General features: G+C 41.4%; 24 protein-coding genes and 1 pseudogene. 21 read left to right on the top strand and 4 right to left on the bottom strand.

The window, feature by feature from the left end; all coding sequences use genetic code 11:
* The first annotated feature begins 22 nt into the window (after nt 1-22).
* Nucleotides 23-388, top strand: a complete 366-nt coding sequence (locus tag V5M37_RS26890; protein ID WP_213143841.1) for a DUF2294 domain-containing protein — start codon at nt 23-25, stop codon at nt 386-388.
* A 44-nt stretch (nt 389-432) separates the two neighbouring features.
* Nucleotides 433-954: a carbonic anhydrase gene (locus tag V5M37_RS26885; RefSeq protein WP_423799935.1), complete on the top strand. Its 522-nt coding sequence runs from the start codon at nt 433-435 to the stop codon at nt 952-954.
* A 94-nt stretch (nt 955-1,048) separates the two neighbouring features.
* Here the strand turns inward: V5M37_RS26885 and V5M37_RS26880 are convergent.
* Nucleotides 1,049-1,270: pseudogene (locus V5M37_RS26880) on the bottom strand (YdbC family protein).
* A gap of 585 nt (nt 1,271-1,855) precedes the next feature.
* Here V5M37_RS26880 and V5M37_RS26875 point away from each other — a divergent pair.
* The 13 genes from V5M37_RS26875 (at nt 1,856) to V5M37_RS26815 (ending at nt 18,547) form a co-directional block, all read left to right on the top strand.
* Entirely contained in the window at nt 1,856-2,053 is a 198-nt protein-coding gene (locus V5M37_RS26875; RefSeq protein ID WP_423799934.1) for a hypothetical protein, read from the top strand.
* A 361-nt stretch (nt 2,054-2,414) separates the two neighbouring features.
* Nucleotides 2,415-2,660 (top strand): hypothetical protein, encoded by a 246-nt coding sequence (locus tag V5M37_RS26870; RefSeq protein ID WP_423799933.1) that lies wholly within the window; start codon nt 2,415-2,417, stop codon nt 2,658-2,660.
* Between the two features lie 388 nt (nt 2,661-3,048).
* Complete coding sequence (locus V5M37_RS26865) at nt 3,049-3,219, top strand: hypothetical protein (RefSeq protein ID WP_423799932.1); 171 nt, start codon at nt 3,049-3,051, stop codon at nt 3,217-3,219.
* 445 nt (nt 3,220-3,664) lie between these two features.
* A complete protein-coding gene (locus V5M37_RS26860; protein ID WP_423799931.1) occupies nt 3,665-5,083 on the top strand; it encodes a Swt1 family HEPN domain-containing protein in 1,419 nt (472 codons plus the stop codon).
* Between the two features lie 431 nt (nt 5,084-5,514).
* A complete protein-coding gene (gene grpE, locus V5M37_RS26855; protein WP_423799930.1) occupies nt 5,515-7,035 on the top strand; it encodes a nucleotide exchange factor GrpE in 1,521 nt (506 codons plus the stop codon).
* Nucleotides 7,036-7,050: 15 nt separating this feature from the next.
* Entirely contained in the window at nt 7,051-8,709 is a 1,659-nt protein-coding gene (locus V5M37_RS26850; RefSeq protein WP_423799929.1) for an Hsp70 family protein, read from the top strand.
* Nucleotides 8,710-8,727: 18 nt separating this feature from the next.
* Nucleotides 8,728-10,818, top strand: a complete 2,091-nt coding sequence (locus tag V5M37_RS26845) for an Hsp70 family protein (RefSeq protein WP_423799928.1) — start codon at nt 8,728-8,730, stop codon at nt 10,816-10,818.
* A 58-nt stretch (nt 10,819-10,876) separates the two neighbouring features.
* Entirely contained in the window at nt 10,877-13,879 is a 3,003-nt protein-coding gene (locus tag V5M37_RS26840; protein ID WP_423799927.1) for a hypothetical protein, read from the top strand.
* A 69-nt stretch (nt 13,880-13,948) separates the two neighbouring features.
* Nucleotides 13,949-15,736, top strand: coding sequence for a hypothetical protein (locus tag V5M37_RS26835; protein WP_423799926.1), 1,788 nt, complete (start codon nt 13,949-13,951; stop codon nt 15,734-15,736).
* A gap of 6 nt (nt 15,737-15,742) precedes the next feature.
* On the top strand, nt 15,743-16,486 hold the full coding sequence (locus V5M37_RS26830; RefSeq protein WP_423799925.1) for an OmpA family protein: 744 nt from the start codon (nt 15,743-15,745) through the stop codon (nt 16,484-16,486).
* Nucleotides 16,487-16,776: 290 nt separating this feature from the next.
* Entirely contained in the window at nt 16,777-17,556 is a 780-nt protein-coding gene (locus V5M37_RS26825) for a hypothetical protein (protein ID WP_423799924.1), read from the top strand.
* Between the two features lie 303 nt (nt 17,557-17,859).
* The gene (locus tag V5M37_RS26820; RefSeq protein ID WP_213143861.1) at nt 17,860-18,021 is read left to right on the top strand and encodes a hypothetical protein; all 162 of its coding nucleotides are present in this window, start codon (nt 17,860-17,862) and stop codon (nt 18,019-18,021) included.
* A gap of 388 nt (nt 18,022-18,409) precedes the next feature.
* Nucleotides 18,410-18,547 carry a hypothetical protein gene (locus V5M37_RS26815; protein ID WP_423799923.1) on the top strand — a complete coding sequence of 46 codons (138 nt, stop codon included), beginning with the start codon at nt 18,410-18,412 and terminating at the stop codon, nt 18,545-18,547.
* Nucleotides 18,548-18,707: 160 nt separating this feature from the next.
* Here the strand turns inward: V5M37_RS26815 and V5M37_RS26810 are convergent, their stop codons facing one another.
* Nucleotides 18,708-19,607 carry an EamA family transporter gene (locus tag V5M37_RS26810; RefSeq protein WP_423799922.1) on the bottom strand — a complete coding sequence of 300 codons (900 nt, stop codon included), beginning with the start codon at nt 19,605-19,607 and terminating at the stop codon, nt 18,708-18,710.
* A 342-nt stretch (nt 19,608-19,949) separates the two neighbouring features.
* Here V5M37_RS26810 and V5M37_RS26805 point away from each other — a divergent pair, with 342 nt between their 5' ends.
* The 4 genes from V5M37_RS26805 (at nt 19,950) to V5M37_RS26790 (ending at nt 22,775) form a co-directional block, all read left to right on the top strand.
* Nucleotides 19,950-20,936 carry an HD-GYP domain-containing protein gene (locus V5M37_RS26805; protein WP_423799921.1) on the top strand — a complete coding sequence of 329 codons (987 nt, stop codon included), beginning with the start codon at nt 19,950-19,952 and terminating at the stop codon, nt 20,934-20,936.
* Nucleotides 20,937-20,956: 20 nt separating this feature from the next.
* Complete coding sequence (locus tag V5M37_RS26800) at nt 20,957-21,637, top strand: diguanylate cyclase (RefSeq protein WP_423799920.1); 681 nt, start codon at nt 20,957-20,959, stop codon at nt 21,635-21,637.
* Between the two features lie 182 nt (nt 21,638-21,819).
* Nucleotides 21,820-22,329, top strand: coding sequence for a CBO0543 family protein (locus V5M37_RS26795; RefSeq protein WP_423799919.1), 510 nt, complete (start codon nt 21,820-21,822; stop codon nt 22,327-22,329).
* Nucleotides 22,320-22,775, top strand: a complete 456-nt coding sequence (locus V5M37_RS26790; protein ID WP_423799918.1) for a CBO0543 family protein — start codon at nt 22,320-22,322, stop codon at nt 22,773-22,775. Before V5M37_RS26795 ends, V5M37_RS26790 begins: the two co-directional genes overlap by 10 nt.
* Nucleotides 22,776-22,893: 118 nt before the next feature.
* Here V5M37_RS26790 and V5M37_RS26785 read toward each other — a convergent pair whose 3' ends face one another.
* Entirely contained in the window at nt 22,894-23,595 is a 702-nt protein-coding gene (locus tag V5M37_RS26785; RefSeq protein WP_423799917.1) for an HAD family hydrolase, read from the bottom strand.
* A gap of 208 nt (nt 23,596-23,803) precedes the next feature.
* Between V5M37_RS26785 and V5M37_RS26780 the strand changes: the two genes are divergently transcribed.
* Entirely contained in the window at nt 23,804-24,670 is an 867-nt protein-coding gene (locus V5M37_RS26780; protein ID WP_423799916.1) for a hypothetical protein, read from the top strand.
* Between the two features lie 6 nt (nt 24,671-24,676).
* The gene (locus tag V5M37_RS26775; RefSeq protein ID WP_423799915.1) at nt 24,677-25,849 is read left to right on the top strand and encodes a hypothetical protein; all 1,173 of its coding nucleotides are present in this window, start codon (nt 24,677-24,679) and stop codon (nt 25,847-25,849) included.
* Nucleotides 25,850-26,022: 173 nt separating this feature from the next.
* Here V5M37_RS26775 and nfsA read toward each other — a convergent pair whose 3' ends face one another.
* Nucleotides 26,023-26,775, bottom strand: coding sequence for an oxygen-insensitive NADPH nitroreductase (nfsA, locus tag V5M37_RS26770; protein WP_423799914.1), 753 nt, complete (start codon nt 26,773-26,775; stop codon nt 26,023-26,025).
* Nucleotides 26,776-26,811 lie beyond the last annotated feature (36 nt).

The raw sequence follows: 26,811 nt of genomic DNA, 5'->3' as shown, positions 1-26,811 counted from the left end.
TAGAGAAGGGATAAAAGTCGATATGGAGAAATCAAAAGGCGCTATTGAAGCTGAAATTAGTAAAGCATTAACGCAATGGGAGAAAAGCTATCTTGGACGGGGTTCCCTTTCTGTTAAGACTGACATTTTACGGGATATGGTGATTGTTGTATTAAATGGCATCCTAACCCCTGCTGAATATGCCTTATGCAGAGATAAAGAGGGATTGTTATCAATAAAGACGACCCGAAATGGCTTGGTGGAATCAGGTCAAGAGGAGCTAAAGCAAATTATTTTCTCGATAACAGGTCAGGAACTCATCAGTTTCCATACCGACATCAGCACCCAAACCGGCGAACGGGTCATGGTTTTTAAACTATCAGGGAATTTGGAGAAAGAACCATCGTAACAAAGGATTTTGGCTGAATTCAATTCAAAAACGGGGTGAACGTAATGAATATGAACGAAAAGAAAAAAGTGCTGTTTGTGATGGGAATGGAGCAAAGTCCGGAAAGTATCATAGAAAAGATGAGCAGTCTTGAGCCGAATAATATCTTAGTCTTGCAATCTTATGGACCATCCATTGCACCCTTCAGTGATCTCATGCGGGACATCATCCTTGCTGTCTATCGGGAAAATGTTGAAGAAATCTTCGTTAGCGTTCCAACAGCTAATCGAAAGAATGCTAGAGAAACACTTAAGAAAATATACGATAATAAAGAATTACAAGAGAAAATTAAAACATTAGATTACCTGTTTAAAAATAGCATGCCTGAACACCCAAAGGGCAGCATAAGAGAATGGCTTGAGGGCAACGAATCCTCATCGTCAGCCAACAGTATCCAAAATAATGCTAATGTCATTCGAAACCATCCACTAATGCCTTCAAATGTAAAAGTTACAGAATTAATTATCGAAACTAAAAATCTAGCAAAAGTGATGCATAGGGACGGTTCTCTTGCCTCAAATTATTGATGCATGGGGACGGTTCTCGTGCATCATTTGGAGACTCTATTAACCCCCAAAAAAGGGCTGACTTCTTTTTGGAGTCAGCCCTTTCTTTTCAAGTTCATAATTCCATCCCATTTAATAAATCCCTTAATGCCCGCAGCTCCTCTTTTGAAAGTGTGACGCCTTTTCCCATCTATTCATGACCGGGTGCCCAATCCCGCAAATCATATTTGGGTTCTTTTCCGTTCCAGCTAACGAGATTCAGCTCCTTACTCCATCCCTTAGGTGATTCGGATAGTTTGCCCATGGATGCGGTTATTTCATATTTAATTTCCGCCATAAATATTCCTCCTCCATTTAATCTACTGCCTCTTATTATGGTCAAGGCCGCATTCAGATAAACAACTCTATTAAACTATGGATAGTGCTTAATGGCGAGAAAAATCAAGCACCAACCGCACCGCCTTGTTACCAATCTTGATTTTACATGCAGTCTAGAACAATTTTGATGCATCAGAACCGTCCCCATACATCACTTGCGCCTCTCCTAGTATTACAAATAGGTTTAAAAGGTATGTATCAGAACGGCACTGGTTTAAAAGGAGGCAATTATGGAGCATGAGAAGCGGATGCGGAATATCATTTAGGGCTTACGGGAAATGGGTAAATTCCCATTTATTTGGATGATGGTTTGGTTGCGGGAAGCCATTCTTTGCGACAATGGATGGCTGAAAAGTTTAATCATAATTTTGACGAATATGATAGGGCCATTGATTCTGTTTATAATAGCACCCATATTGGGGGTTCCCAGTATCATCACATAATCGACGGCAATCACTCCATCTGATCGGCTTTTGGGGCAGTAAAGGATGTCAAGGCGGACGACTCCTTTGTCACGGAGTTTTTGGAGGCAGGTGAGCATTTATTGCGGGATACTGCCTCCGTATCAGGAATCAATCCCATCTTCACCCTTTCTCAAGGCCAGTTTGATCAGCTTACCGATATTGCTTGGCATTTCGGCATTTTGAAGCCATTTTTGGCAGATGCCTTAACCATCAACGGCCCGGAACTCCTGGGTGGAACGATTGCGATATTATCCACCCTGCTGGGGGAAAAAACATAATTCGTCCTGTGTTTCGAGACTATCAGGCGCCTATATCGTCTCATCGCTGGCAAGTGCCAACCCGCTGCTTTTTCCGGTGGCTGGCGGTGGTCTCGTTTATTCTTTTTTAAAAGTGACGGATAAGAAAGGGGCCTTCGTTCAGTAAGGCAAGGGGGCGATAGTTTCAGGCGGAGCCCTGCTTGCCGGCGGATTGGTTGGCGGGCCTGTCTGGGTTGGATGCCTAGCTTCCATTGGCGCAGCCATGGCGCTTCATTATTAGATGGATCACCCAGAACAGGCGTTTCAGCGAATAAAAGATATGGTAAAACCGGCTCCCTCGATCCTCCGAAAAGTATCACTGTTGATTGTGTAGGTGAATGAAATGGATTTTTCTTTTAAAAGTGAAATCGTAAACTTGGAGGCGTTTCAGCCGGTTTTAAACGAGCTTAAGCAAATTGATGCAAACATGGGCGAAAACATAGAAAAGTCGCTGCGGGCAGCAGTGTCCGAAAGCCATGCCCTGTTAAAAGCGGAGCGCTCAAAGGAGCAGCTGCAGCTTTCCCTCATGAAAGAGCAGCTGATAATCCAGGCTCAAAGCAGTCAATATTTAATATTACTGATGAAATAATGAAAAAGAAAAATCATTTATTGGAGTTCAATCGCAGGGTGTAGAACGAGTTTATGAATTAGGTGGAAATGGAGGTTGTTTCATTTTTACAGGAAAAACAGGCTTTGATGCATTGAGAATTGAGCTGGACGGCTCGTGGTACAGCGGTCTTAGGGATTCCGCGAAAAAGGGCGGCGGGATGCTGTTAAATGTAACGATGGAGAAAATTAATGACCTTAGGGGCTAGGAAGTCTTTGAAAAAAATAAAATGGGCGATGCTCGAATGATTGTCGAGGCACAATTGGAGAAGCATTTAAATCAACAAGTGGTCACAGCCAAAATGGAAACCGTTATTGAAGGCGCCCTCAAGCGATACAAGGGGAAGTGGATATAAGAGATAGCAGCTAATTTGCCCAATCTAAAAAGATTATCTGCTTTTTCCATCGCCACTTCGGCGCAGGTAAAATTAAAGATTGGCTTTCAGTTTGGCACCGCTGAACAATTCCTAGCGATGGGCTTGGGGTCGGCTGTCATCGGTGTGGTTGGTTTGGTGGCTGGCATACCCTTTCATACGCATTAGGGAATGTGTGTTTCCGCCGATTGCTGTATTAACCGCCGTTATTACGGTTGCGTTTGGTTTTCCGACGAAAGAAAAGGCAATTGAAAAATGAAAAAAAGACATTGATGAGGCAGTAAACCGCTATCTCCAATTTCTGCCCCAGCAGTTATATACCTTAAAGCTGACAGAATTGGATCAACGGAGCATTTCCACTTATATGGAGGAGGTCGGCCGGGATATTATCATAGAAACCCTCCTCCAATGGGAGACCCATTATTTTGGCCGCTTGAAGATGGAACATTTCCGAAAGTTGAATCAGACCTTTGTCCAGCATTTGATGTTTGTAAATGAAGCGATGGAGGAACTTTACAGAGAATTTTGTAGGAAAAAGTTCCCGCTTTTTTGGTAAAATAAATCTATTAAGTGGAGTTGAACATGACAGGGTCGCAACAAAGAGGAGAAAAAAATGTTAGATAACAAGATGAAAATTATTAAATTACTAGACTTTTTAACTCCAATTTTGGCTGAATATTTGTACAGGCATTTGAAAAATAAATATAAGCAGAATTGGTGGCAGGCCGGAGTTTTGGGCAAATTGGAGGAACACCACAAACGGGATTTGCCGAGCGGGGGTGAGGACCAGTCACTCCTGAATAAATTAGACATCGATAAATTGACCATCTTAATAGCGATTGTTCATTGGGAGGAGATCTTCTTACCCTTGACGACCTCAAGAGTTCGGACATATATCAGGGAAATCCGTGATATTCGGATTCATTTTTATGCACATCGGGGGATGGAACCGATTGAGGATCGAGAAGTCAGCAGAGCCGCGGATACCATCACTCGTGTACTGGAAATAATAGGAGAGCACGAAAAAATTCTGGACCTTCAAACCCTTTTGCAAGACATGGAAAGGTTTCAGCCTGCAGAATCAGAGCAAATTGACCGGCTTGATAACAAGGTGGCGGAATTGGAGGCCCTGCGGCTCTTGCTAAAGGATGAAGAGGAAGGCAGCCGTTTGCTTCATGAGCTAGCCGAACAGGGGAGATGGATTCCAAAGCACATTTTGAGCTATGACCTTGGTTTTGATTTGTTTCCGCCTAAGGAAATCAAGGAAAAGGTTAAATATCCTGTTGAATTAATTAATCTATTATTAAACGCTGAAAATCAGTTAACACCTAACCTATTATGTGTTTTAGGAGATATCTACCAACTTGGTTTAGGTGTCCCTAAAAATCAGAAAAGTGGAACGGAGTATTTTTTTAAGGCGGCTGAACAAGGGGCGGCGAAAGCGCAATATTTAGTGGGCAAGATGTATGAGGAAGGAAAGGTTGTTCCAAAGGATTATCAAAAAGCAATTTATTGGTACGGAATGGCGGTAGGAAGAGATTCAAAAGAAGCGCAATTTTCGTTGGGTTACCTGTATTACGAAGGAAAAGTTGTTTCGCAGGACTTTGAGAAAGCGTGGAAACTGTGCCAAAAGGCGGCAAATCAAGGTTCAAATGAAGCAAAGTATTTGATAGGTTCTATCCATTTAAAAAGAGGAAGCTATAAAAAAGCTTTGTTTTGGCTGCAAAAGGCGGCTGATCGGGATATTGCCGAGGCCCAATATTTGTTGGGGTATATATATTATAAAGGAAAAGGTGGCGTTGAAAAAAATTATAAAGTGGCCATGCAGGTACTTGTGAAAGCTGCTGATCAAGGTATTGCAGAGGCACAATTCCTAATTGGCGAAATGTACTGTGAAGGGAAGAAAGGTGAAATTAAAAGGAACTATAATAAAGCCATGCAGTGGTATTTAAAAGCAGCGCACCAAGGGCATGCTGAGGCACAAATAAAGTTGGCCCATCTATATAACAAAGGAAATGTTGACAAAGAGTAATATAAAGAAGTAATGAAATGATTTCTAAAGGCAGCTTACTAAGAGATAAAGAGAGACAATACTGGATTGTCTGATAATATTTTCTAGGGTACGGTGTCATATGTGACAACAAACGAAGTAAAGAAATGGTGTCAAAAAGCGACTCATCAAGGTATTAAAGAGGCAATAATCCTAATAAATTATATAGGGAAACATGGTTGAGGCACGGGAACGATTCCCGTGCTTATTTTTGTATAAGGCATAGGGGGAATGAATTTGGAGAAAATGACTGAATGATATTCTAGTGAATAAAAGCACAAAAAAATTATTCCAAAATGGAAAAAATTAATAATCATCTTCCGTTAATATCCAATTTTTTGTACAATGGTAATATATTAATAGGCATAAAGAATTATATTTATAGAAAATTCAGAAAATAGGAGGTGGCATAATTGAAGGATAACGGTAATCTCTTTGAGAAATTAAAAGAATCAGTTTTCGGGCCAAAGTCGAGTAAAGACGGAAATACAGCTTACCATTCCACAAATAAAGATTCATGGGAGAAACATGAATTGGAGCTCCAATCTTCAAAAAGTATTGAAACAGGTCCAAGAATAAATATAGGTAATAATGAGGAGTTAAAAGAGAATCCATGTTCAGTTTCTAATTTTGTCGATAGTGAGATTCCGAAAAGCGGGTGCGAGAGTGTAATGGCTACTGTTGAAAAAATTAATAGAATGGAAGTTTCAAAAAGTGACTATTTTGATGAAATTGGGGGGGATTTCTCGAATTACTTCGACACGGAAAATGTAAAAAGAGAGTTTGAAAACCAATTTCAAGACCGGGTAAACGAAAAAGATGAAAAAGTTACATCCTTAGAGGGTGAAATAGCTGAACTAAAAGTAGAAAAAATAAAATATGAAATACTTGAAGACGAGATGAAGGCGCTACGTGAAGAAGTAAAAAAATATAAAACAACGAATTCGATTTCTCAAACAGGAATTTCTGAATGTTCAGTGTATAACAAAGGGACCTCATCCAATATTTTTAAGGCAGAGTTCGTAAAAATAATTGAAAATGCACCTGTTAGAGAAATTCCCAAGAATGAGGAGAGTCAAAAGGGTTATTCTTTTAAAGAAGCAGTGGTAACCATAGAAGGCACTTCAGATTCCACTGGTGAAGAAATCCCTATGGGAAGTTTCGAAGTTTCTTGTTTCGAAGAAACTGCAGAAGGTGCTACAGTGCCTTCTGATAAGGGGGGGGCGGTGGAAACCTCCGAAAATCCTGCTATTAATGAAATAATTGTAACTGAGGAAAATACGATAGATTTTGGTCATAAAGTTGAGGAACCAATAGCAGATCCTTCTCACGCGGTTTCTTCACCGGCCTTAAACAATGACGAAGCATTTGGCAAAGAAAAGGAAAACAATACTGTAGAAACAAACGGACAAGTCTCTGAAGAAGAAGTTTATGAAAAGTTAAGTAAGCAAATTCATCAACTTAATCAAGAGGTTGCTAGGAAGTTCAAAATTGATGAAAGCAAAGATAAGATAATCGATAATTTACACCGGGAATTACAAGGTTATAAGGACAATCAAACAAAGGACCTTGTGAAACCGATTATTTTGGACTTAATTATGATGATTGACCGCACCAAAAAACAGGCAGATGAATTTGATCAAGCGAAAGACCAGTATCCTCAAAAGTTGGTAAATGTTATTAAGGATTTTGTCCAAGATCTGGAGGATATTTTATATCGTCAAGGGATTGATTCGTATAACTGCGAAACAGAAGATTTTGATGCGAAGCAGCAGTATATTGTGAAAAGGATCAAAGTCGATGACCCTTTAAAGGATAAAAAGGTAGCAGAAGTAGTAGGAAATGGATACATATGGGATGAAAAAATCGTTCGTCCCGAAAGAGTAAATGTCTATGTGTATGACCAATCAAAATCAACCATAAATATTGACTAACGGGGAGTGTTTTTAGTGGCTGAAGTGAAAAAAGTTTTTGGTATTGACTTAGGGACAACCTATTCTTGTATTTCCTATATGGATGAGCATTATAAAGCTGTGGTCATTCCAAATTCGGAAGGGGAAAGAATTACTCCATCTGTTGTTTTTTTTGAAGATACCGATGGAGAACAGCCGAATATCATTGTCGGTTCTGTTGCGAAGGAAAGCGCAAAGCTATTTCCAAGTGATGTCTCTTTATTTATCAAAAGGCAAATGGGAACTAATTTGCCATTCTATCGTGGGAACGAAAAATACAGGCCGGAGGAAATCTCCGCTTATATTTTAAGAAAATTGGTCCAGGACGCGGAGGTTCACATCGGTGAGAAAATTGAAGACGTTGTCATTACCGTTCCTGCCTATTTTGGAATAAATGAAAAAGAGGCAACCCAGCGTGCCGGAGAAATTGCAGGTTTGAATGTTGTAGGATTAATTCCGGAGCCGACAGCGGCAGCCATTGCCTATGGTCTTTCGAAAGATAGCCACAAGAAAGTATTAGTGTATGATCTTGGGGGAGGTACATTTGACGTAACGTTGATTGATATCTCACTAGAGTCCATTGAAGTGATAGTCACCGGCGGAGACCACAATCTCGGTGGTAAAGATTGGGATGATGCTATTATTGGTTATTTATCCGATCAATTTAAGGAAAAAACCGGGATTGAGGAAGATATCTTAGAAGATGAGGAAACAGCCCAGCTATTGCAGCTGGAGGCAGAAAAGGCCAAGAAAACATTAACTTCAAGAAAAAATGCGCCAATCGCTGTCATTCACGGTAGTGAAAGAGTCCGAATCGAGCTTTCCCGTGAAAAATTTGAAGAACTTACTGAACATTTGCTCGAACGAACCATTGAACTGACAAAGCTGATGCTTGAAGAGGCGAAGAAAAAAGGGGAAGGCAAGGATCGTATTGATGAAATTATCCTTGTCGGCGGTTCGACAAGAATGCCCCAAGTTCAGGCACGTCTAAGCAAAGAATTCAATGTTTCCATCAACGTATTTGATCCGGACGAGGCTGTTGCCAAGGGTGCTGCGTTATATGGCATGCAAAAGTCGGTTCAGGATTGGGTAAAATCAAAGGTCAAGGAATCGGAAGCAAAAGGTGTTGACAGTGACAAAGCTGTCGATGATGCAATCGATGAGTTAGTGAGTAAGAATCCAGCTATAGGTGCTGCATCAACTGTTCAATCATTGATAAACAAAACCATTATCAATGTAACAAGTAAAAGCTTCGGTATTGTGGCCTTCGATGAGAATGAAGAAAAAAAGGTTTTTAACCTAATTAAGAAAAATGACCAGCTGAAAGCAGATGTTACAAGCCCATTTGGAACACATGAAACAGACCAACAGTCTGTCCTTCTTGAAATTATGGAAAGCGAAGTATCGGATGATCTGCTTGAAATTGAGAATGCAGTAAAAATTGGCGAAGCCATTCTGGAATTGCCCGCAGGTCTGCCTGAAGGCTCTCAAATTGAAGTATCATTTATTCTGAATGAAGATGGTCGGCTTTTTGTGAAAGGCTTGGAGGTAACGGATAATCGAATTGTTGAATCTGAGTTCCAAACAACATCCATTATTTCAAAGGAAGAGGTCGAATTGGCGAAGAAGAGAAGTAATGCTCTACAAGTCAGCTAAGATAATGAGGGATCAAAAATGAAGTATAGCTTAGGTATTGATCTGGGAACAACTTATTCCGTTATGGCGGTGGTGGATGAGTCAGGCAAACCGGTTGTCTTGCCAAATAAAGAGGGCCAAAACACGACCCCTTCGGTTGTTTACTTTGGCGGCCAGGAGCCGGTTGTTGGCGAGGAGGCAAAGGATTATCAATCCATGGGTTCAGAAAACGTTGCTGCCTTTTTTAAACGGTCGATGGGGGAAAAGTATTATCGGCAGGAATTTAACGGAAAAACCTACGATACCATCGAATTGTCCTCGTTAGTTTTAAAAAAATTGAAAAGTGATGCTGAGCTTCAGCTGGGACAGGTGATTACCGATGCTGTTATCACTGTTCCTGCCTACTTTAATAACAGCCAGAGGGAAGCGACGATTAAGGCAGGCGAGAGGGCTGGGCTCCATGTATTAAGAATCATCAATGAACCAACCGCCGCCGCTATTTCCTATGGGATGAGGGACGGACAATCGAAAAATGTCATGGTTTACGACCTGGGCGGCGGCACGTTCGACGTGACGGTTGCCGCCATTAAAGAGGAGTCGATTGATGTTTTGGCCACGGACGGCGATCATAATCTTGGCGGGAAAGATTGGGATGACTGCTTAACCATGCATGTCTCCGAACGGTTTCGTGAAGATTATGGGCTCGACCCAATGGACGATGATGAGGCCTTTAATAGTATTCTCGTAAGCTGTGAAAAGGCGAAAAAGACACTTTCCGCCCGCGGAGCTACCACCGTCAGGGTGGCTTGCGGCGGCAAAAGCGGCACATATGAACTGACACAAGCCCTTTTTGAAGACTTAACTTCTCATTTGATCGAGCGAACCTGGAAGCTTTCTGAACATGCGCTTGAGCAAGCGGGACTGAAGTGGCAGGACTTGGCCGAGATAATCTTGGTAGGCGGCTCAACAAGAATGCCGATGATTGCCAAGTATATCGAAAAATCTACCGGCAAAAAGCCCAAAACCGGACATAATGTCGATGAGGTGGTGGCTTTGGGGGCGGCTATTCAAGCAAGCATCGAAGCTGCACACAAGGAGAAGAAAAGGCCCGTTTTCTCATTGGGGCCAGCCAGGAAAATCCATGATGTTATGAGCCACAGCTTAGGAATGGTCGCCAAGAACACGGATGCCACCCGGTTTATCAACAGTAAAATCATTGCAAAAAACAAACCCATTCCGGCGACAGAAAAAAAGCCGTTTAAGATTCAGACCAGTCCGAGCGGGGGTAATGCTTTAGAGATTTATATTTTACAAGGGGAAAGTGAGCGGCCGTTGGATTGCACCATATTAGGGAAATACGTTGTTTCAAATATCACCCATGTCCCAAAAGGGCAAGCGGTCATTGAGGTTTCCTATTCCTATGATCAAAATGGTGTGGTCAAGGTTATGGCGCATGAACGGAGCACCGGCGGCCAGCTGCCCATTACCATTGAGGAACTGACGGATGACCTATCTTGGACGGATGCAGCTCCTCCTGCTTCCGAAGTCGTGTATCAGCAGATGTCGGTATTGATTGCGATTGATTTATCGGGGAGCATGAGCGGAAGACCACTCCGTGAAGCTCAAAAAGCGGCTGTCCGTTTTGTGGAGGACATGAATTTGGAACATACGTCAGTAGGATTGATTGGCTTCGCTGATGATTCACTTGTTACCTTGGACCTTTCGCAAAGCGATAAAGATCTTGCTAGGGAGATTGATAGATTCCGGACGTTATTCGATAGAGGCAAGGTGGGCTATGGAAACTGGGGTGAGCCGTTTACCGATGCCAATAAACTCCTGTCCGGAATAGAAGGGCCGCGGTTCCTCATCGTTCTCACCGATGGCGTCTGGGATCGGCCAAAGGAATCCATTGATGCGGCACATAGGTGCCATAAGGCAGGGATTGAAGTAATTGCCGTCGGTTTTGGTGAGGCCAATAGGCATTTCCTGAAGGAAATCGAGACAGCAGATGAAAATGCTTTAAATACAGACATAACCCAGCTTGTCAGCTCCTTCTCAAAAATCGCACAGGTTTTGACGGAGTCAGGCCTAAGTTATAAAAAGCAACAAAAGCTGCAATTCTTTAACTAGGAGGAGGGGCATTCCTCCTCCTCGATTTATTTGCGAAAAAAGGTGATGAATCAGAGATATGGCCGAGCAGAATTATTATCTACTTCTCGAATTAGAAATAGATCCCCCAGAGCATGATTATGACAAAATCAAAGCTGCGATTCAGAGCAAGAGGGTGCACTGGTCAAGAAGGATTAATAATCCCAAATTTCAAGATGAAGCGCAGGCTAATATGGATTTATTAGATAATGCGGAACGGGAAATGAAAGATCCTGATATAAGGGCAAAACATGCAAAGGATGCTTTAGAAGCCCAACAAGAGGCAATACGAAAAATAGAAATTGAAGCGTATGAAAGGCTGAACCGATATATTAGTGTGCTGGCCCAAAAAGGGGTTATTTATGAGCGTGAAATTGATTTGCTAGAAACCGAGCTGGGCCTCACCAGAGAACAAATAAAAAAGCAAATTACCATAGTTCCAATTGCTGATGCAGAGGCGCAGACGGAAGAGGCACCAATCGAGATCAAGGAAGCATTGAGTAAAGATATAATGCGGCAAATAAATGATTTGCTTGCAAAGCTCATCACCGATCAACCGCAATGGGGCAATGTCCCGACATTGTATGATTTATTGAATTTGTCAGAAAAGGCTGGTCTTGAAGAACTTTATGATATGGCGGAAAGCCGCACCAAATTAACTTTTAGCAAAGGTGCAACCTCTCAGGTTACAAATGAACGAAACGCCCTTGCCCATGCGATGAGAGTTTTTAAAAAAGAAGAGTTGCGCGCCCAGTACGATGAGGCCGTAAAAAATCAAAGATTTGAGCCTGTTTGTGATTTGATTAAAATTGCCGGAAGCACTGGGGAGCTCGACCCGCTTGTCTATGAGGGGCTTGTCACCCAGGCGATGAATGAAGGTTTGGTTCAATCCGATGCTGAACAAAGAATCCAATTATTTTGTAAACGGGAAAAAATCAGAATCGGGAAGCACGAGGAAGACAGTCAGCCGGAGAAGTTGAATCTGTTGCAATGCGGAGTTTGCGGCCTTGTAAATGATGATAAAGTGAGCTCCTGTAGAAGGTGCGGAAGTGATTTAAAGACCATCTGTAAAAAATGCCACGCCACATCTTCAACCGCTGATGATTACTGCTCCAATTGCGGAATTTCCTTTGCGGACTTACGGATCCAGGAGCATTATTTAAAACGTGCAGAATGGGCTTTGCTCAGAAATGATTTTGATCTGGCAATCGAGTTCGTCGGGCAGGCAAGGTATTATTGGGCAGACAATGAGGAAGTGAAAACGGCCTCCAACGAAATTGAACAGGCCAGGAGTCGCCTGAAGTCAACCCTCCAGGCGGTCGAAAAGTTAATCGTCGAGAGAAAGTTTTATAGCGCGGAAAAGGAATTAATAAAGGTTAAGCATAACTATCCAAAGAATGCAGAATTGGCCATTCTTGACCGTACCGTAAAAAACAAAATCAATCTTGCCGAAGCCTTGCTCAACAAGGCCGGAAGTGCAGCGAACACACAGGAAATAATCCAGTATAATATGAGGGCACTGGAAGAATGCGCCGACTGCCAGCAGGCGATTGACAATCTTAATCGGTTTCCTCCTAGACCGCCTCATCATCTTGAGGTGAAGACGAATATGGATTACATTCGTTTGGATTGGGATTCCCTTTATAAAGGCGATAATATCTTTTATGTTGTAGAACGCCAGGAAGGAACGTCGGGCCCAATAAAAAAGCTTGCGGAAACAAGATATCACTCTTTTCTTGATAAAACTTCGGAGGCGGGGAAGCATTATTTTTATACCATTTACACTGTCCGGGGGTCACAGCAATCAGAAAATGGAAGTGTAATCGGCCCTGTTATGAGAGTGGGAGAGGTTGGTCAGTTAAGGACGATTGCAGGAGAGGAAGGGATTTCTCTTACGTGGAAGACCCCTGCCGGTACAAAGATTGAAATTTGGCGTAAAGAGGAGACCATCCCAACTGAGCAGGGAGATGGGAAGAAAATTAGTGCAACAACTTCTCATGAGTACCTTGACACAACGGTTGAGAAAGACAAAATCTATGGATATTTGATCATAGCCGAATACGTGGATCCAAAAGGAAAACCTGTTTTTTCAAAAGGTACTGGGATCCTTGCCACAACTGCTAATCGGTGCGGTTGCAAAATTTCAATAGAGGAACGGTCCGATGAATTCTCTTTCCAATGGGCAAATCCTGAAAACGGAACAACCCGTTTATTTTTTGCAGAGTATCCATTTGAGAAAGTCGCGGCAAATGAATGCTTCCTCTATAACCGTTTTATTAGCGGTTTAGATGGGAAGCCGATTATACTCACGGAACCGGGTGTATATAGAATCAACAACGATTTCAACGGAATCCTGCATATTCTTCCGGTGACCCAGTATGGGGACTGCACAGTTGCCGGAGAGGCTTTTATGATTACATCCATTCAACCTGTTTCCCGTGTAAAAGGACGACGCTATGAAAATGGAGAGCTCCTCCTTACATGGAGCTGGCCAAGAAATGCAGAAAAGGTAACGGTTAGTTATAGCGAAATTGGTTTCTCCGATCCATTAGCGCAAAATAGGGAATGCTCAAAAACCTATTATGATAGTTCCGGAGGTTTTAAGATTGACCATGTTGGAGCGGACAAGCGATTTTTCATCACGATTCTTGTCACGGAAGAACTTGATGGGAAAAAATATTATTCCAATCCGGTTCAGTACCAATACCCTGAGATGGATTTGGCGGAGATTGGCTATAGTTTAACCGTTAAGAAGAAGTGGTTCTTCTTATCGAAAAGGCAGGCATTCTTAACGATAAAGGCACCTGAAGCGGGCATTCCGGATTTGGTGGTCGTTCAGCAAAAAGGCAGGGTGCCAAATGAATTGAAGGATGGAGTAGTCATAAAAAGAATTAATGTTAAAGAAGGCAAGGAAAATTATGTTGTTGATTTAACTAGCCATTTGAAAGACGATTCCTATATTAAATTGTTTTTCGTAGAAGGCAATGACTCCGAAGGCCATTCTTTTATACTAAAGCCAAAAGGCCAGCTAAAGCTTTTTTAAAAAAAGGAGTATTCATGTTGAATATCTTCTATTGACTATACTTCTTGCTTAAAGGAATGGAGCTGCATTATGGGAGAAATTTTTATTTCAAAAGGGTTTTATATTGGTTACTCAATCTTTCTGGTTCTTTTATTTATCGGGCTCGCTTGTTTCATTTTTATCCCGTATTACCATGCAAAAAAGAACAGCGAGCTGGCTGTTGACAAGCTGAAAGACGTTGGCGGGCATTCTCCATTGAACCGGCGCATCATGGAGTTCCATAGCTGGGTTGAGGAGAATGCGGCGCTGCCTTTTATAAAAGAGTGTATGAAGCCGGCATGGGATTATTTTAAGCAAAAATATCAACAATCAGAGGCAAAGCATTACGATTTTGCTCCCGATGTTTATGATTTCTTTTTGGAGGATCAGTTTATCCAAAAATACGGGAATCGGAAATTAGCCGAAGTCATTCCCGGGATATTTCTAGCATTGGGGATTTTCGGGACCTTCCTATCGATTGCCGTGGGTATTTCCAAATTGAGTGTAAATGGCGATGCCACAGCCATGCAGAATGGCATCGAGGTACTGCTTCATGGGATGGAAGGGAAGTTTATCTCCTCTTTGGTGGGAATCTCCTTATCAATCATTTGGCAGGGTCTTGACAGAGGGGCAGGGTATCCATTTTTGGCAAAGAGCTTTCAGCAATTGCGCCAGCAGTTAGATTATACATTTCCTACCAAGGATGAAAGTTCAGTATTGTTGCAGCTGTTAAAGAATGAAGAGACCCGTGTGAATGAATACCGGGAGTTAATAAAAAATGATATCGTACCAGAACTTTCTAAAACAATCAGCGAAGGTTTACAAACTGCTTTAGTGCCGGCGATTGAAAAAATGAAGATTGATATTTTGGAGCTCCAGAAAAATGGTGTTTCCGAAATGGTCCATTATTTTATTGATTCTTTAAATAGCATGGCTGGAAGCCATATGAATGAGCTTGTAGAAACCGTCAATAAAACAATGGAGTGGCAGGAGCGGGTACGCAAGGAAGTCGACCTGTTAGTCAAAGCCATTCAGGAATCTTCAGAAACACAGATGAAGATTACCGAAAAAAATAATCTGATTTCGATGGACATTGTTTCCTACGCCGACCGTTTAGAAGAAATGGTTAGCCAGTTTTCAGATGTGACCGGGAAAATGAACATTTATCAAGCCGAAGTGGCTAACTTGCTTGATAAATTAACATTGGAACGGGATTTATTCCACGAGTTCTATTCGAAACATATGGGTAACCTGCAGGATGATATTGATAAGATTAATAGTTTAACAAAGCACCAGGTTGAGTATCAAAGCAAGTTGGAAGGTAATTTACAGATGATGCAGGATTTAAGTCATTTGCAAGTAGATTTAGCTTCCTCCTTAACAGATCAGGCTAAGAATGCCCAGTCGATGACAGATGAGCTAAATAAGACGTTAACGATGATTGAACACCATGGTTCGACATTTATCCGATTACAGTCAGCGATGAAAGATGAATATGATAAGTTATCCGTTGACAGAAAACAGCAGGACGAGCAGTACCAGCAGATTCTCACCAACGTAAGCATCCAGTCGGCCAACATAGATGACCAGGTTAAAGCGTTAAGGGACATTTGGGATTCTGCATCCAACACCTTATCAACATCCATCAATCATTTCATCAGGGATATGAATCAAGGGCTATCTGATGCATTCAAGCGAATGGATAGTGAACTTGCAAGGTCCGTTGACTATCTTACAGAGAGTACAAATGCCATCCAGAACGGTGTTTCAGAGTTACCGAATATTATTGGCGATTTAAAACAATCCCTTGATGAGGTTAATAAGAGAGCGGTAGGGTGATAGGAAGTGTCCAGAAATTATCGTAGGATGCAGCGGAATGTTGTCCATCATGAAGAAGAAAAAGAGAGCAGTTGGGTATCATATACCGATCTGATGTCTGCCTTACTGATTATTTTTGCATTGGTTTTAATGGTAACCATGTTTTCTATGCAGCAGTTATCGGAAAAAAGGGAGGAAGAAATAGCAAATTATAAAGCAGAAATAGATAAGCGGGATAAAATGATCCAGGATATCATCGGGGTAAGAGAGAAAATTATTAGTCGATTAGTTAAGGAATTCAATGGTCAACTCGAAATAGACAAGAAAACAGGGGCGATTACAATTCCAGGCGGTGTATTTTTCGACTACAATAGCACGACCATATCACCTGCCGGCAGGACGTACCTAGATGAATTTATTCCAAAATATTCTTCGGTCCTTTTGTCTGATGAATTTAAAGATAATATTGCGCAAATCATTGTAGAAGGCCATACAGATAATCAAGGTACCTATATTTATAACTTAAAGCTATCTCAAGATAGAGCGTTATCAGTAGTGGAAGCAATTTATGGACCAGACTTCAGAGCATTTGACCAAAAAGATGCATTAAGAGAGATTATTACTGCTAATGGCAGATCCTTCAGTGACCCAGTATTGGTCAACGGGCAGATAGACCCAGATAGATCGCGAAGGGTTGTTTTTAAATTTAGTTTAAAAGAGGAGAGAATGTTAGACAGAATCCAAACAATGTTAAGCGAAATTGGAAAGTAAAATATTTTACCCATTAAGGAATGAAAGCCAACTATCCCGAAAATTTAAGATAGTTGGCTTTATTCTTGAACCGTCCCCATGCATCAAGACATATTCCCGTCATTTCCTTCATACATATATAAGTGGTACAAAAATCCGTATAGAAGGGATTTGTCCATTTGGAACGGAAAATGAATATATGGGTCCGCTATAAGAAGTCAACGTATAAAATTAATCTGCGGGATGGCCTTTATATTTGGGGGCAATTGTTATGGCTGTTGAGTAGGCGAATTTTGCGGGGCTTAAAAAGGGTGCTGCTTAGGTCGAGGAACCTGATTATTGTCTTCGTATGTGCCGTGATCTTTAGCCTTGTCATCATTCCAATTGGTCTTATGATGGAAAAATATCATACCTGGTACGATGCCCTATGGGATTTGCGGACGTTTTTCTTTACCTCAATATTTATTGTCTTCGTGACGACGAATGTGAATGAGGAAAAAAGACGGAGAGAAGGGCTGCGGAAGCAATTTGAGATTTATAGTGGCTATAGTTTTTATGCGGAATGGTATCTCAACCGTCTTGTTCATCTTGTGGGGATTCCTATTTCTGAAAAAATTTTTTTAACTGACCAAGACTTCGAGAATTTTGAAAAAGTGGTAACGGAAAGCCACCAAACGGTCGGGTTTACTTTTTCGGGTTTAAATAATAGAAGATATAAGAATCTCTATGTGTATTTGATTGCCATCCATAAAAAACAACTTTCTCACTTGAGAGATGTTTTATATTTTATCAATTCGGCCGATTCGGATTCGCTAGAAACGCACAGGGACCAGGCCCGGCAATGGATTTTAAGCGGCATCGATATGATTGAAGAGGAAATTCTACTAATCGAAAATCTCCATGACAACTACACCCCCCAGGACCTGATCCACTTTGTCCAAAACTCACTAACTTACAATCTCTACATCATCGCCGAACTAAGAAGACCCTGGCGGTGGGACCACCAACGAAACATGGAAATTCGAAAAAAGCTCACCACAAACGGCCAACATATAAAAGGAACGTTCGACTCGAATCAATACTGGATGTGAGGCATGGGGACGGTTCTTGTGCCTCATTTCAGGTGCTTTTAGAGTAGAATGATGCTAATTTTAGGAAGAAAAGCCAGCTATCCTAAAAAGGTGGTTGGCATTATTCTTGATGGGGCTCTCAGACGACTCTGGATTGATTGGTCCACTAAATCCAGTTTTAATAGAAGGGGAAAATTTTTAAATAAAAAACGACAAGTTTGTATAATCTATGAAAAAAATGTCCATCCTTGAAATATAGTATCTTGGGGAAGTTTATGAGATTGGCAGAAATAGAGATATTTTAAAAGGTAGGGGTGGCTATTAATGACAGTAGAAGAATTAAACAAGATTATTGAAGTTAAAAAGATGGATTTAGAAGAATGTGAACAAGAACTTTATAACCGTTACTATCCTTCCATCGTCAGAGTCGCAATGATGAACTACATATTGGCCTTGAAAGAGCAAATAAAAGAATATGAAGCGTAGGGACGGTTCTCATGCATCACTTTTACTGTGAAGTTGGAGGGGGAATGATGCAGAAGAACCGTCCCCATGCATCCCATGCATCACTAATTATTATACGGGCTGATTTATAAATAACCGCCCATTTCCAGCTAGTTGGGTGGTTTCCCCTTCGCTTGTAGCACTTTGTCAAAACTTGTAATATAATAATCTTTGAATATGAAACCGTTTTCAATTATAATAAGAACAGGTGGATGGCGCGTGTGGCCATCATGGTATTGTGCGTAGGGCGGGGCCGATACTGTTAGGCTAGGCATTTAACCGAGGAATAAAATCTTAAGGTAAAATTATTTTTATTTAGATATGGTGTATGTCTAGATTTCCAAATCACGACGAAGAAAGGGGAAGAGACGTGGAAAAAAGTAAACCTTCGTTTGACGACTTTTTAAAAGAAGACCGATTTGAACTTCAATCTTATCTCACTTACCTGTTTACCCGTATTTCCGACTATTTTCCGGAACAAACAGAAGAAAACATGATCAATCAATAAAAACATGGAGACAAATACATGAGCAAAAATAAATAAAGCGGCCAATTTCATTTAAAATGAAATTGGCCGCTTTTTTGATGTATGTTGACGGTTCTTGTGCACCAAACGTGTCCCTGTGCCTCAACAAAATGAGGCATGAGAACCGTCCCCGTGCATCATCCTACGAGGCAACCCTTAGTATCAGGATGCCGATAAAGGCCAGGATGAGGCCGGTGACTTCGCGTCTATTCCAGGCTTCTTTGAGGTAGAAGCGGGCGTAAAGAATGACAAAGGCCACGTTCATGGCGACGATGGCGGAGACAATTCCGGTAATCCCATCACGGAAGGCAGGGAAGATTAAAATCATTCCCAAAGCATTGGTGATCCCCACTCCCATTCCAACACCGAGTGTTTTTTTCACGGTCCAGCTGCTGGCACGACCCATATCTTCCGACTCAACCGCAGCTGCGGCTTCATGTCGGGCTTTGTTTGCTTTGGCGTTGCCGAGTGCCCATGATAGTCCGAACAAGACAGCACCAGTTGCAAACATGACCGTTAAAGCAGGAAACGTTGACGTGCCAGACAAGGTAGCTAGTTTTACTGTCGTATCGGTAAACCCGAAAAACAGCATCGTCAAGATTCCCCATTGAATCCCTTTTAATTGATTGAGCTTGAGATCCTGTGAATATTTGATTAAAAGCAAACCTGCCAAAACGATGAAAAATGCAATGAACTGCCACGTTGAAAGTGCCTCGTGCCAAAGGATATAGGCAAGAATCACGACTACGAGCGGCGGCAGTCCTGTAAATAATGCGATAATCGAGGCCTTGCCGACGGCATAACCCTTATACATCGAGGCATTAGCGATAAACGAAAATAGCCCCAAAAAGAAACCTAACAATGCTTCGATCGTCCACGGCTGCTGGAACAATACATTGCTGGCCAGTGTGATAACGGTTCCAGAAATATAAACGCCTAACAGCATAAGATTACGATCAATCGGCCGCTGCGAGGTCCAATGATAAAGAATCCCCCGGAGCCCAAAACAAGCAGCTGCCAAAACAGCAAAAACAAACCACATAGCAAACTCTCCTAAACTTTAAAAATACACTCCTTCTAGTATACATCAAACGCTTACATGGGGGAGTTTAGTTTTTTTGTCATTTTATGGGGGTTAATTTTAGGTTTGAGGCATGGGGACGGTTCTTGTGCATCATTCCTAGACGGTCTTAGATTGAATGAGGCAGAAGAACCGCCCCCTTGCATCTTTTCATCCATGGATGATTTTGGCTAAAGTGAGGCAAGAGAACCGTCCCCATGCATCTTTTTGTCTGATTTTTGAACACTATTTGGAAAAAAGTTATTTTTATGATAGATATAGTAAAATTGTAATAGATTTAGGTTGTGTTCGGGGGAGATTCTTTTGCAGCTTAGGATAAATGACCTGTTAAATAAGCCTGTTATTTTTCGTTATGGATTTATGATTGTTATGGCGATTAATCTCTTTTTCCATTTTCTTAAAATGGGAGAGCAAAATTTATATATTGGTTTTATCCTCGCTGTTGTTTTTTTAGGCATCGGCTATTATCGGCGGTCCGTTTCATTCTTGGTTACCGTAACCACGTTGGTGGTGTATTTCAGGTTCCAGCTGGACCTGCAATCTAACACGTTACTAAGATTCATGATCCTAGAAGTTACGTATCTTATCATTCTGTATATTTCGGTTGGATTTATGAAAAAAAGTCAGAAGATAAAGGACGATCATTTAGAATTAATCTCCGCTTTATCAAATGCATTAGATTCAAGAGATACCTATACATCGGGACATTCCCATAATGTTTCCGACTATGCTGCAAAAATTGCTAAGCAATTGAAATTGTCGAGTGAGATGATTGAATCCGTTAGAATAGGAGGATTACTTCACGATATTGGTAAAATCGGGGTCCCAGAATCCATCCTGTTAAAGCCAGGAAAACTAACGGAGAAGGAATTTTCTTTTATAAAAAAACACCCCGTAATAGGCTGTGAAATGGTTAAACACGTGAAGGAGTTTCAAGAAAAGGGGATTTTAGACATCGTTTTGTACCATCATGAAAGATTCGATGGAAAAGGTTATCCAAGCGGACTAAAAGGGGAAGAGATCCCATTAGCCGCTCGAATCGTCGCGGTTGCGGACAGCTTTGATGCCATCATCTCAAAACGTGCCTACAGTCCAGAGGTGCCGGTAGAAATGGCGCTGCTGGAAATTGAAAAACATAAGGGGAAGCAATTTGACCCTGATATTGCGGATGCTTTTTTAAGCCTATTCGAATGGAAAAAAGAAGACATCATGATGAAGAGAAACGACCATTTTCCTGTCGGCAGCCTATTGGCCAAAAAACAAAGGGACCGTTTCACAGGCACACTTTAAAAACCGTGAGAATAGTCCAAGTGAAACTTTCCGAAGGGTTAAAGCATTTTTTAAATGATAAGAAGGATGTTGGTCTTATGGCAATTAAAGGCAGGGTTGTAACGTTCTTAATGGTTTTAATCATTAATTCCTTGTATATGAGCTATTATTTTTATAGGGATGGATATATAAGCTGGTTTGAAATAATCGGATTGCCTATCATGCTTACGTTTGCTTGGTGGTTCGGGAAACAATATGATATTGCCATCTATTATTCAGAGAAGGATATCTTGACGACACTTTATAATAGAAGATTTGTTGAGAAATATATTTCTAGCCAAAAGGACCAAAACTTTGCTCTTTTGCTGCTGGATGTGAATGATTTTAAGGTGATCAATGACGTTTATGGCCATAAAGCTGGAGATCAATATTTAATGACGATCGCTGCTCAATTAAAGAAAAGTGTAAAGGAAAAGGATATCCTCGCGCGGTGGGGTGGAGATGAATTTTTAATCATTACCCTTGGAACCAAGAAAAAGGAAAACTTGGCTGAAATGATCGACAAAATCCATCAAAATTTAAAGGATGTATCACCAGTTGAGCTTGAAATTAGCGTATCCATCGGCGCAGCCCTATATCCCAGCGAAGGAAAAACATTTGACGACCTACTGAAATTAGCTGATATGAACATGTACAGCATGAAGGCGCTTAAGCATGGGTGAGGCATGGGGACGGTTCTCGTGCCTCAATTTTGTCTACGAAGGAAGGGGACGGTTCCGCTGGCAAAAGCAAAAGCCAGATGAATCGTCCCCTTGGTTTTTCCTAAGTCTTTTACAATTTTTACAATCCCAAAAGTATTTGTATCCTACAAACTCCTAATACTACCTCCATAAGGAGGCAGTATATGAACTTCGATTATTTTATTATCGCAATGATTTGGATTGTTTCTATTATCACTTTGCTTATAGTCGTGCCGCGGCTAAGAATTCGGGAGTATATGGCGGTTTTTTTCTTTTTTCAGTCATTAACTTGGATTTTTGGCATTGTCCTTACAGCCTTTGGCTCCTTATCAACGGAAGTTCGCCTATTTGAAAAGGCAACCAAAATTAGTTTTACCTCGGAGTTTATGTTCTATCCGACCATGGCCGTTGTCTTTCATCGCTGGTATCCCGACCAGGGCGGGAAACTAAGAGTAATTCTCCACTACGTTCTTTTCACCGGGGGCATTATTTTATATATGTATTTACTAGCGACGTTTACTAGAATTATGAGAGTCGATGCCCAGCAACTAATTAGATTCTTTTTTAATTTTGTATTTGAATTTTGGGTCTGCAGAAAATATATCGCTTGGCTTATGGGAACCACAAAGCTCCAGGCTCATCATGAAGTGGGAGGATCGGAAGAATGGAAGTGACATTCCTCTATGCAATCTGGTCCATCACTATCTTCTCATTGGTCTTAATCCCTAGAAGACGTTTAAATGAAGCAAGTGTCATTTTTGTTTATCAGCAGTTAATAACTTGGTCTTTAGGCCTTATTGTGGCAGAGTTAAATTGGATCGAATACCCAGTCCGGGAGTTTGCCTCGGTTAACAGAACGAGCTTCACCTTTGAGTTTTTGGTCTATCCTGTCATAAGTATTTTTTATGTCTTGCATTATCCGGTTCATAAAAGCATTTGGAAACGGATCCTTTACACAGCTGTGATCACAACCGTGTTAATTATTTCAGAAGTCCTTTTTGAAAAATTCACCAACCTAATAAAATACATCCACTGGGAATGGCACGTCTCTTGGATTTCAGTCTACGCCACCCTATACGTAGCTCAACGTTTCCACCGCTGGTTTTTCAAATTTGGGTGAGGCATGGGGACGGTTCTCATGCCTCACTTTTCCCCAGCTTTGGTTGGAGAAGAGAAATGATTTTTTTAAAAAAAGGGGTTTCGCCGTAATAAACCAGGCTCACCCCTTTTTTTCTGTCTTAAAATAGTTGCCTGATCATGTCCTCCAGCTGTTGATAGGTATTTACTTCGTATTCGGGCTGGATATGAGGATGGGACTTGGCCCGTTTTTTTGTATTCACCCAAATCGCACTCCATTCGGCTTGCACTGCTCCTGCGATATCATTCGCAAATGAGTCGCCAATCATATATGAATGAGTACTGCCAGTTTTGGTTTTGGCATTAACATAATCGAAATATTCCTTGTCCGGCTTAGCAAAACCAATCTCACTTGAAATAAAGATATGTTCAGACGGGATCCAGTTCCCTATATCCAAGGCGTTGATTTTTGAACGCTGATGGGCTGACGGACCATTTGTCGTAATATACAGGGGAATGTTTTTCTTATATAAATACTGCAGAATCCTTTTCATTTCTGGAATAAGTGAAATCTTATATTGGTGTTCCTTATACACCTTTTGAAATTCATCAGCCTCATCATCCGAAATTTTCCTGCCCAAATCATGAAAGGCATGTACCATTCTATATCGATGCATTTGTGCTAAAGTCATTTCCCCGGACTCTGTTTGGGCAAAGACTCTATCACTATACTCTCTGCTTTTCGTAAATAAATCTACTATTGAAATATTATTAACACTAGGAAAAACACTATCAAATGCTATCCGAAACGGCTCTAACTGATCATATAAGGTATCATCCAAATCAAAAAAAACTGCTTTCATACCTGACACTCCATTATATTTATTATCTGATTTTTATTATACATAAAAAGGTATGGGTGCTCGCTCTATTTGTCTTTTATACGGTTCAATTAGACAATCCAACAGGGCCTAGTGGCTGGGCGACTATTATAACATGACCAACTTTGGGCGATAACAAATAAATGGTATGATATTCCTATAAAAAGTCTAGTAAAAAATGAGGGCTATGATGGAACACGAGAAGAGATTAAAAAATATTCAAATGGGTTTATCAGGAGACGGCAGAATTCCCATTGCAATGGATGCCGGTCTGGTTACAGGCAGTCATTCGCTGGCACAGTGGATGGCGCAGCAATTTAACCATAATTTCGATGACTATGATAGAGCGATTGACTCTGTCTATAATTCTATCCATGTAGGGGGTTCTGCCTACCACCACCTGCTAGATGGACAGCATTCTGTTTGGGGAGCCTTTCGTGCTGTAAAGGATGTAAAGGCGGATGATTCATTTCTTACGGAGTTTTTACAGGCAGGGGAGCATTTACTGAGGGACATTGCTTCTGTTTCCGGAATTAATCCCTTTTTCTCCCTAACTTCTGACCAATGGGATAATCTTGCTGGGATTGTCCAGTCGTTCGGTATTTCCAAACCTTTTCTAGCCGATGCCCTAACCGTTAATGCTCCGGAATTATTGGGCGGCAGTATTGGACTATTATCGGCGTTGTTGGTCGGAAAAAAGCAGGACCCAACCGCAGTATCAAAGCTGTCAGGAGCTTATATTCTTTCGTCGATTGCGAGTGGAAATCCAGTTCTTTTTCCTGTTGCTGCCGGAGGCCTGGTCTATTCGCTTATAAAAAGCGACAGTAAAAAGGAAACGTTGGTTAAAGGGGGAAAGGGAGCGATTGTTTCAGGAGGGGCGCTGCTTGCAGGCAGTATAGTTGGCGGTCCCGTCTGGATTGGTTGTTTGGCATCCGTCGCTGCCGCCATCAGCATCAACTATGCTCTAGAAAATCCCGAAAAGACGTTTACCAGGGTCAAAGAAATCATTAAACCTACAGCTTCCATTCTTCGAAAGGTCTCTTTATCCATAGGGTAGGTGATTATGTTGGATTTTATTTTTAAAAAAGAAATCTTAAAATTAGAGGCGTTTCAACCGGTTCTGACAGAAATAAAAAGTGTCGACCCGGCAATGGGAGAGAACATTGAACAAGCGTTGAAAGCGGCTGTGAAGGAAAGTCATGAGCTCATTATAAAGGCCAACACACCGGATCAGCTGCATATTGGATTAATCAAGGAGCAATTACATATCCAGGCTCAGAGCAGCCAGTATTTAAATATAACTGATGAAATGACAATGAAGAAGAATAACCTGCTTGAATTTATGCCGCAAATTTATAACCAATTCATGAATGAAGTTGAGCAGGAAATGACCCGTTTTTTTCAGGAAAAGAAGCGGAAAATGTATGCAGAGATTAACCAGGATGGTTCCTGGTATAGCGGCCTTCGGGACACGACAAAGAAAAGCGGCCAGCTTTATAATTTTGCGATTGATAAAATCAATTTGGTTTCAAAAGAGATTCAAGGTAAAAAAGTAATCGCTGACCAGCATTTAGTGGATACTAAATCGATTGTGGAAAAGGTGCTTGAGAAGCATTTGAGTAATCAGACGGTAACAAATCAGGTTACGCAAATTTTTGAAGCAGCTGCCAAAAGGTATAAAGACGCTTGGATGCAGCGGATAGCAGACAACGTCCCGGACATGAAACGGATATCTGCGTTTTCTCTTACCCAAACAACCAAGGCCAATTTAAAAATCAATTTCCAGTACGGGGACGCGGAAACAGTATTGGCCATGGGAATCGGCTCAGCCGTATTTGGCACGGTTGGTCTCGCGATGGGCTGGCATACTCTAACATACGCCCTTTTTAACGTGTTTCCGCCTATTGCACTCTTTGCAGCCCTTGCCACTGTTTTGGTGGGTGTCTTAACAAAGGATAAGGCAGTAGAGAAACGAAAGCAAGACATTAACGAGGCGGTAACACGATATCATCATTTCTTTTTACAACAGCTGTATGTTCTAAAATTGTCAGAACTTGAGAACAAAAGTATTTCTGAATATATAGAACTCAAGGGCCGCGCAATCGTTGAGGAGACGGTAAAGGAATGGGAAAGAAAATACTTTAGAAAATTGAGGATAGAGCATTTTCGGAAGCTTAATCAGGCGTTTGTCAGGCATCTCATGTATGTGAATGAAGCGGTTGAGGAGCTTGAGTGAGGCATGGGGACGGTTCTCGTGCCTCATCTTTAGTTTGGGCATCGGTTAGAGTATAACCGATGCTTACTTACTTCTTACTTAAATGGGAGTAAAAAGATGAATATATCCATGTTTTTTATATTATTTATTAAACTATTATTTGAATTTGCACCTAAACCGGATACGAATTCTATTTATTCCAAATAAAATCCTTTGCTTTCCATAAACACCCGCATGTGCGTTCTTCTCTTATCCTTCATAAAATGGGCCATGGACTCAGTCCAGTTAGTATTTTTGTTATTGGTAGAACGCATCTGATAGTAGCTGCTCATGGTTTGGTCATAGTCATCAAGTAAACTCTCGTATTTCTCCTCATCGTAGACATTTTCATGGAGAATCGCGTCTAACGGCAGTCTTGGTTTTACCTCGTTCCTTTCGGCAGGAACTCCTAAGCATAGTCCAAATAGTGGAAATACTTTGTCTGGAAGACCGACAAGCTCGCTAATCGGGCCGGGAGTATTCCGGACACCGCCGATATAGCAGCCGCCGTAACCTAGTGATTCCGCCGCCGTGATGATATTTTGGGCGATGAGGGCGGTATCGACTGTTGCAACTATAAAATTTTCCAAATTATCATGTTCAATGACAATCCCATTCTTCCTGCCGGCAGCTTCCAGGCGCTTTAAATCACCGCAAAATAATAAAAATTCGGAAGCGTCACTGATATGCTTATTTTTTGCAAGTTCAGCGATTTGGTCCTTTTTATCTCTGTCGGTGATGCGGATAATCGAATACGCCTGGACAAAATGCGAGGACGCCGCACTAGTCCCCGACCTGAGGATTTCCAACAAATGTTCTTTCGGGATCGGTTCCGCCAAATACTTGCGGACAGAGACATGACTTTGCATTACATTAATAGTTTCAGATAACGAATTCGTGTTTTTCATCTAAACCTTCCTTTCTTGAGGCAGAGGGACGGTTCT

The sequence above is a fragment of the Neobacillus sp. SAB-20_R2A genome, assembly GCF_049568635.1.
GTDB lineage: Bacteria > Bacillota > Bacilli > Bacillales > Cytobacillaceae > Neobacillus > Neobacillus citreus.
The sequence above is the reverse complement of the archived record's forward strand: the minus strand, read 5'-3'. Positions and strand labels throughout refer to the sequence as shown.